Annotated in this window: 6 protein-coding genes; 1 reads left to right on the top strand and 5 read right to left on the bottom strand. The window is 60.1% G+C overall.

Translation table 11 applies throughout. From position 1 onward, the window contains the following. Positions 1-515: 515 nt before the first annotated feature. From tyrS to HMPREF9237_RS05220, 3 genes are all read right to left on the bottom strand, one after another. A complete protein-coding gene (gene tyrS, locus HMPREF9237_RS05230; RefSeq protein WP_016442690.1) occupies positions 516-1775 on the bottom strand; it encodes a tyrosine--tRNA ligase in 1260 nt (419 codons plus the stop codon). 97 nt (positions 1776-1872) lie between these two features. After that, complete coding sequence (gene argH / locus HMPREF9237_RS05225; protein ID WP_016442689.1) at positions 1873-3300, bottom strand: argininosuccinate lyase; 1428 nt, start codon at positions 3298-3300, stop codon at positions 1873-1875. A gap of 84 nt (positions 3301-3384) precedes the next feature. Next, the gene (locus HMPREF9237_RS05220) at positions 3385-4209 is read right to left on the bottom strand and encodes a nitroreductase family protein (RefSeq protein WP_016442688.1); all 825 of its coding nucleotides are present in this window, start codon (positions 4207-4209) and stop codon (positions 3385-3387) included. Positions 4210-4484: 275 nt separating this feature from the next. Here HMPREF9237_RS05220 and HMPREF9237_RS05215 point away from each other — a divergent pair, with 275 nt between their 5' ends. Further along, on the top strand, positions 4485-6032 hold the full coding sequence (locus tag HMPREF9237_RS05215) for an MFS transporter (RefSeq protein ID WP_155875866.1): 1548 nt from the start codon (positions 4485-4487) through the stop codon (positions 6030-6032). 160 nt (positions 6033-6192) lie between these two features. Here the strand turns inward: HMPREF9237_RS05215 and HMPREF9237_RS05210 are convergent, their stop codons facing one another. After that, positions 6193-7428: an argininosuccinate synthase gene (locus HMPREF9237_RS05210; protein ID WP_016442686.1), complete on the bottom strand. Its 1236-nt coding sequence runs from the start codon at positions 7426-7428 to the stop codon at positions 6193-6195. 2 nt (positions 7429-7430) lie between these two features. Next, positions 7431-7904: an arginine repressor gene (locus HMPREF9237_RS05205; protein WP_016442685.1), complete on the bottom strand. Its 474-nt coding sequence runs from the start codon at positions 7902-7904 to the stop codon at positions 7431-7433. Between the last annotated feature and the right edge of the window lie 109 nt (positions 7905-8013).

Raw genomic sequence — 8013 nt, 5'->3', positions numbered from 1 at the left:
AAAAAATTCACGTAAAAAATAATAGTCAGACACGCTATTAAGCATCCAAACACCACACCCACACCCCACACCAACCACCAAAACCATTGACTGGTCAGCCCAGGAAGAATCATCCACGCTCAAGAAGAGCAACCCCGTAAGCCTACCACCACAAGCCGACCCATTCAAACCAGGAAGCTAGTGAACTAGGCCACTCACGAGGAGTTTCCGTGCCACCTCGAGGCGTTTCCGGCTCTCGGCGACGGATAACAAGCTTACAAGCCCACCCCGCTATACGCAAACCAAACCAGAGAGACACCCACCACACCTGGCTAAATAAGCGGAAAACACTTGGAAAACACCCAAAAACCCGATAAAAAGCCGCAGCACGCCCGGCAAAAATCGTCAATTACGCCGATATCCCCCTACTGATCTATTCGTGCACCGTGGTTCATAGATAGTGGCGGCGCTACCACTACCGGTAACGCCGCCTACCCATCACAGCTCACGTGCGAAAGCCGTTTTGACTTCGCTATTTACTCCGTAACGCGGATAACCGCGAGGTTTTTCTTGCCCTTGCGTAACACCACAACACCCCCGGGAAGCACATCGCTGCTAGTCAGCACGTCAGCCTCTGCCACTTTGCGGTTGTTGATATTCAGCCCGCCGGATTTCGCGGTACGCCGCGCGGCGCCCAGACCCCGTTCTTGGCCCGTGGCCACAAAGAGTTCCGGAATCGGAGTTCCCAGGCTCGCGTTCGCCTGCGGCAGTTCTGCCACGGCATCACGCAGGGTATCCGCATCCAAAGCGGCCAAACCGTCACCGCCGAAGAGCGCGCGCGAGGCATTATCCACTCGTTCTGCCACGTTCGCGCCATGCACCCAGGCCGTCACATCTTGAGCAAGTACGCGTTGTGCCCGCCTTTCCTGGGGGCGCTCCGCCACCGCGGTAGCCAGCTCCTCGATCTCTTCCCGAGTCCGGAAAGTAAAGACCTTGAGCATGTGCACCACATCTTCGTCGGCGGTATTGAGCCAGAACTGGAAGAACTTGTAGGGACTGAGCATCTCGGGGTTGAGCCATACCGCCCCTCCCTCGGATTTCCCAAACTTTGTGCCATCCGACTTGGTAATCAGCGGATTCGTGAGCACGTGCACCGACTCCCCTGTCACCTTGCGGATGAGGTCCATTCCGCCAACAAGGTTGCCCCACTGGTCGTTCCCGCCAACCTCCAAGGTGCAGCCGTAACGAGTGAACAGCTCAAGGTAATCATTGGCCTGGAGAACCTGGTAAGAAAATTCGGCGTAGGAAATGCCCTCGTCCGATTCCAGGCGCCGCGCCACAATGTCTTTGGAAAGCATCGTCCCGAGCCGGAAATGCTTACCCAAGTCGCGCAGGAAATCAATCGCGGAAAGCTGCCCGGTCCAATCCAAGTTATTGACGAGCCGAGCCGGGTTATCTCCCTCGAAATCCAACAGGCCGCGCAACTGCCCGGCCAGAGATTCCACCCATTGAGCAACGGTGTCCCGTGAATTAAGCGTGCGTTCGGTTGAGGGGCGCGGATCCCCAATGAGCCCGGTTGCCCCACCTACCAGCACCAGGGGATGGTGTCCGGCCAGTTGGAGATGCCGCATGAGCTTCACCGCGACAAGGTGACCGTGGTGCAGAGAAGCCGCCGTCGGATCAAAACCGCAATAGAAGGTGACCGGACCGGAGTTCAGCGCGCTACGCAGCGCGTCAATATCCGTATGCTGGGCGATCAGCCCCCGCCATTCCAGTTCCTCAAGAACGTCCTTCACGTCTCGTGTCCTTCCGTTGTGATTCGCGCGTCACGGGCCTTTCCGTAACGTCACGTCCGGACGTTATCACGCCCGGTTTTTTCTTGCCACTATATTTTTACGACGACGCATCGGTCGCGCTGCGGGCAAAGCCCTCCGCGCGCCCGATGAATTCCCGCGCACTGGCCAGCTGCTCCGCGACCCGCTCCGGGGCGGTGCCGCCCGCCCCGCGCCGGGCCCCTACAGAGGCGGCCACCGTGAGTACTTCCCGGACATTCGGAGTGAGCCGCGCGTCGATGGAGCGCAGCTCGTCGTCGTCCATATCCCATAACTCAATACCGCGCTCTTCGCAGAAGGCGACCGCGCGACCCGAAATTTCATGCGCGTCACGGAAAGGAGCCCCGCCACGCACCAACCACTCGGCGATATCGGTGGCGAGGGAGAATCCCTGGGGCGCCAGCTCGGCCATGCGCTCGTAGTTAAGCACCATGGTCTCTACCATGCCCGCTACCGCGGGGAGGAGGAGGTCGAGGGTATCGATGGCGTCGAAAACCGGTTCTTTATCCTCTTGCAGATCTCGGTTATAGGCGAGCGGGAGTCCCTTGAGGGTAGCTAACAATCCGGCCAGATCACCGATGAGTCGTCCGCTCTTGCCGCGGGTTAATTCGGCCACGTCCGGGTTCTTTTTCTGCGGCATAATCGAGGATCCGGTCGCGTAGGCATCATCAAGAGTGACGAAGCGGAATTCGCGGGTATTCCACAGGATAATTTCTTCGGAAAGCCGCGAGAGATCCACCCCGATCTGGGCGCAGATATAGCTGAATTCGGCAACCAGATCCCGCGCGGCCGTGGCGTCGATGGAATTGTGTTCCGGGGCATTAAAGCCCAGTTCTGCCGCGATTGCCGCAGCATCCAGCCCCAGGGTATTCCCCGCGAGAGCCCCGGCACCGTAGGGTGAATACGCAGCCCGCTTATCCCAGTCCTGCCAGCGCCCGATATCGCGCAATAACGGCCAGACATGGGCGAGCAAATGATGGGCCACCAGCACCGGCTGGGCGTGCTGGAGGTGGGTGCGCCCGGGCATCACCGCGTCGCCGGCGCGTTCGGCCTGCGAAACGAGGGCCCGAACCACCGTCAGCAGTTTTTCACTCAGGTACCGCGCCGCGTCGCGCAGGTACATGCGGATGAGAGTAGCGATTTGATCATTGCGCGAACGTCCAGCGCGAAGCTTTCCTCCCAGCTCCGCCCCGGCTTCGGCCAGCAGGGCACGTTCTAGAGCCGTATGCACATCTTCATCATCGGGGGAAGGCGTGAGTTCCCCGCTCGCCACCCGCTGCCCGAGCGTATCTAAAGCGGCGAGCATCGCGGCAAGCTCGGAGTGGTCCAAGAGGCCTGCCTTGGCCAACGCCCGGGCGTGGGCGTGGCTCCCGGCAAGATCGTAGGGTGCCAAGCGCCAATCAATATGAGTCGAGCGTGAAAGTTCGGTCAGGGCGTCAGCGCTGGAACCGCTGAAGCGCCCACCCCATAGGGCGAGATGTTCAGTCATTACACTATTCTAAACACGGTCACTTTCATGCGGGAAGTTCAGCCGCTCCCCCGCGGAAAATTCCGTGCACCCGCCGGTATCCCACTACTCTGCTACGTCTTCCACTGGAAGTGCCACGTCAAAGCCCTGCGCTCCAATGGCTGCCAGGAGTCGCCCACGGCGTGCCACCGACCCGCTCAGGCGGGTGGGTACGTACTCGGTGAAAGGCCCGACCGGCTTTCCGTAACGGATATCCACCCAGGGCGCGATAGCGGCGTCGTATTCACGCAGCGATTCCACCGCGGATTCCGGTTCCTGATAATGATCGGTAAAAACGCGCAGCCCGGCATCCATGCGCGGTTTGAGCTCGGGAATGCGCTGCGAATCGGGGTATCCCATAATGAGGCCAATGACCGGGAACGTGAGTTCGGGCAGGTCCAGCACCTGGCACATGCGTTCGGCGTCGTTCAAAATAGAACCGAGGTAGGTGGTACCCAAACCGTGACCTTCCGCAGCCACCACGGTGTTCTGGGCCGCGATCATGCAATCCGCAACCGCGGCGTTAAAGGCGTCATAGCTACGGGCCCCGGCGCCCTCGACCCCCTGCTCCTGGCATACGCGCCAGACGCGGCGCGTATCCGCCACGAAAATCCACAATTCAGGTGCCTGCGCCACATAAGCCTGGGTGCAGATTTCCGCAATCGCCTGGCGGCGGTCCGGATCCTGCACCCGGATAATACTTGCGTATTGCATGCCCTGCGAGGTCGCGGCGTGCAGGGCTGCCTGGATCAGGGCGCCAGTAAGTTCCTCTCCGAGCGGCCGGCCATCAAAATCACGAATGGTGCGGTGGTTAAGCTGAGTGCGCAGAATCTCTTCCGCGCCGCTGTTGGCAGGACGCGTATCTTCTGAAGTCTTATGTGAAGTATCCATACGGGTATTCTCCCACGCTTGGGCCGCGGCGCAAGATTCGTCACAACTGGCATTGGCGGGGAATGCTGCTATGCTGGCACCCGTACCGGGACTGCTGTCTCTGCTCGCTCGCCTCCGCGCGGGCTCTTTTTGTGCATGCGCCGGGTGTTCGGCTACCCTGCCGCCCCGCCGCTCACCTTTGTACACCACAGCATCACAGAGTTACCGGAGCTAGGGTGCGTTCGTCTCACGGCTATATCTATGCCGCCAGCGTGCGCGTTGTTGTGAAGGATGGAATGGAAAATACGCGTTATTTCACGATTCCGGGTTCGGACCGAACGTATGACCGCAATAAGCTCCTCGTGGTGCTCATCGTTGCGCTCGTCATGTCGCTTATTCAGGTCAGCTCGGTTAATAATCTGCTTCCCATTATCGAAACGGGCCTGAATGCCGGGCGCGGTGATATTCAGTGGGTGCTCTCCGGCTATTCCCTAGCTTTCGGGCTGCTCCTGGTACCCGCGGGGCGCCTGGGTGATATCTTCGGACGTTCCTCGCTGTGGATGATCGGGATGGCGGTGTTCACACTCGGCTCGCTACTGTGCGGGGTGGCCAGCGACGCGTTGATCCTCAATATCGCGCGCGCCCTCCAGGGCATCGGTTCGGGGATTTTCTCTCCCCAGGTCACCGGCATGATTATGCAGTATTTCGACGGTCACGCCCGCGCGAAAGCCTTCGCCTATATGGGCCTGGCCATTTCTGCCTCGGTTGCCGTGGGACCGCTGCTCTCGGGGAGCCTCGTCCAGATCTTCGGGCCCGTGGGCTGGCGGTGGTCCTTTATTCTCAACGTCCCGCTCGGCTTGCTCGGTTTGGGGCTGGGTATTTTCTTGCTGCCGTTCCTGAAGGAACGGCGTGCTATTGGCGACGACGCCGCCAAGATCGACGCCGCCTACCGGGCAGAAATGGAACGCCGGGGCCAACCGGTCGGTCGCCGACGCGGGCATCACCTCGACCTCGACCCGGTGGGAATGACCCTGTTGGCTCTCGCGGTGCTCTGCCTCATGCTGCCCTTCATGTCGCACTTCGCCTGGCGCTGGGCGCTGCTGGGCGGTGGGGCCCTTCTCGGGCTCGCCTGGGTGCTCTGGGAGCATTCTTACGCGAAGCGGGGCCGGATTCCCATGGTCAACCTACGCCTCTTCCGCATCGAATCCTTCAGTTTCTGCACCTCCATTACCGCCATCCAGTTCCTTGGGACAACATCTGTTTTCGTGGTGCTGGCCATGTATCTCCAGCAGGGCATGGGATTCAATGCGCTGCAGGCCGGCATGCTCGGCCTGCCCAATGCGATTGCCTCGGCCTACGCCTCGGTGTGGGCGGGGCGCTACGCGGTGGCTTGGGGCCGGCATATCCAGGCTGGCGCTTTCGCGCTCGCACTGGTATCGCTCGCCTCAAGTATTCCGTTGGCTGCTGGAATTGCCTATTCGGGGTGGAGCCCGTGGTGGCTTTCCCTTCCCATTTGCGTTTTCGGCTTCGGAATTGGCGTCATTGGTTCGGCCAATCAGACCCAGGCGATGATTGATGTTCCGCGAGCCCACGGCGGTACCGCGGGCGGGGTGCAGCAAACCAGTCAGCGTATTACCACCGCTATCGGCAATGCCATGGTAACCGCCATCCTCTTCGCTTTCGTCAACGAAGGTACCCCACGCGGAGACGGTGCCTGGTTCACCGGTTACGCGGCTTCCATGGGGACCATCTGTTTTATTGTGGCACTCGCTCTGACTGTCTCGATTATTTTCATGCGCCGGCCCGCTTCGCCGGCGATGCTGCGCGCCCGCGAAGCGAAGTAACGCATTGTCAAGCACCGAATAAAAACGGGGCCGGGGTTATGACGACCTCGGCCCCGTTCTCTATACGGCTAAGTTGGCGTGCATCCTAAATATCTGTAGCTGCTCGCCGGGAACCTCGCCGCGCGAGCAAAACTTAGTTCGGTCGAGCTCACGCGCCTCACTAGTTCAGCCGCGCGGGCGGGATAGCCACCCCGCGCCCGAAGGTAACATCGCGAGCGGCTGCAAGTTTCGCGGGCAGCCCGGTCAATTCGATGAAGCCCTTCGCGTGGGACTGGTCGAAGGAGTCACCGGCATCGTAAGTAGCCAAATTGAAATCGTAAAGCGAAGCCTCCGAGCGTCGCCCGGTGACGGTAGCGCGCCCGCCATGCATAACCATACGAATATCACCGGAGACATAACGCTGGGTATCTTCGATATAAGCATCGAGGGAGCGCTTAAGTGGGGAGAACCACTGGCCTTCGTATACGATATCTGCCCAGCGATCTGCGACCGTACGCTTGAAACGAGCTTGCTCGCGATCCATCGTCACGTTCTCGAGTTCCTTATGCGCGGTGAGCAGCGCCATGGCACCCGGTGCCTCGTAAATCTCACGGGATTTAATACCGACATAGCGGTCTTCAACCACATCAATCCGGCCAATCCCCTGCTTTCCAGCCCGCTTATTGAGCTGTTCAATAGCTTGCAGCGGAGTGACTGCTTCGCCGTCGATCTTAACCGGAATACCGCCCTCAAAGGTGATAATCACTTCATCAGGCAATGGCGGATAGGTCGGATCATCCGTGTAGGTATACACATCCTTCGTGGGTGCATTCCATAGATCTTCGAGGTATCCGGTTTCAATGGCTCGGCCCCACACATTCTGGTCAATGGAGAAGGGATTATGGTGGGTGGTTTCGATGGGCAAATTGTGCTTATTGGCGTAATCAATAGCGAATTCGCGGGTGAGCGCGAGATCGCGCACCGGGGATAGGCAGGCCAGATCCGGTCCCAACTGGGTAATGCCGTTTTCGAAACGTACCTGGTCATTGCCTTTTCCGGTGCATCCGTGCGCTACCGTACTCGCCCCGAATTGCCGGGCCGCTGCCACCAGGTGCTTCACGATGACCGGACGGGAAATCGCGGAAATAAGCGGGTAGGCGTCCATATAGAGCGCCCCGGCCTTGAGGGCCGGCATGCAGTATTCGCTGGCGAATTCATCGCGGGCATCGGCGATATAGGCTTCCACGGCCCCGCAATCGAGGGCGCGTTGGCGAATGGTCTCCAGATCCTCGCCACCCTGGCCTACATCCACGGCGACCGTGATGACTTCGGCTCCGGTTCGTTCCCCGATCCAGCCGATCGCCACCGAGGTATCCAGTCCGCCCGAATAGGCGAGAACTACCCGCTCCTTCGCCATTATTACTCCTTTTTCTCCCCCATTGAGAGGAGGTGTTGCCTGATCTCTACCGCGCGTTCTTCGCTACGGGCAATGACCAGCACGGTGTCGTCTCCGGCAACGCACCCGAGCACGCCATCCAAGCGCGCCCGGTCAATCCCGGCGGCGAGTAGCTGCGCGGCCCCGGGCGGGGTGCGCAACACGATCTGGTTGAGAGCACATTCGGCGCTGAGCAGTATTTCACGAGCCCACCGCGCCAGGCGCTCCCCGGTATCCATCGTCTGGTCAGCGATGCGATATGCCATCGATCCGTCCACCCGGATCTTAACGGCCCCCAAATCGTCTAAATCACGGGAGAGCGTAGCCTGGGTGGCATCCACCCCGGCACGTATGAGATACTCCCGCAGTTCATTTTGGGAACCGATGAGATGAGCATCCAGAATCGAGGCGATAAGCCCTTGGCGGGCGGTGCGACTCGAAGGAATTCCGGCGGTCACAATGATCCTTTCGCATCACCGGGAGCGCGAACCGGCGGCCCGCGCTCCCTTGCATTATAATCATACACGCGCATGCAAGTTCTTGCATTACACGCGGCGGGTGCCGGCC

Source organism: Actinotignum schaalii FB123-CNA-2, assembly GCF_000411135.1.
In the GTDB taxonomy this organism is placed as follows: domain Bacteria; phylum Actinomycetota; class Actinomycetes; order Actinomycetales; family Actinomycetaceae; genus Actinotignum; species Actinotignum schaalii_A.
The sequence above is the reverse complement of the archived record's forward strand: the minus strand, read 5'-3'. Positions and strand labels throughout refer to the sequence as shown.

What these genes read in the sequence shown, in the direction of transcription:
- argH (WP_016442689.1), bottom strand. Translation starts at nt 3,300, where the DNA reads ATGACTGAACATCTCGCCCTATGGGGTGGGCGCTTCAGCGGTTCCAGC.
- HMPREF9237_RS05220 (WP_016442688.1), bottom strand. Translation starts at nt 4,209, where the DNA reads ATGGATACTTCACATAAGACTTCAGAAGATACGCGTCCTGCCAACAGC.
- HMPREF9237_RS05215 (WP_155875866.1), top strand. Translation starts at nt 4,485, where the DNA reads ATGGAAAATACGCGTTATTTCACGATTCCGGGTTCGGACCGAACGTAT.
- HMPREF9237_RS05210 (WP_016442686.1), bottom strand. Translation starts at nt 7,428, where the DNA reads ATGGCGAAGGAGCGGGTAGTTCTCGCCTATTCGGGCGGACTGGATACC.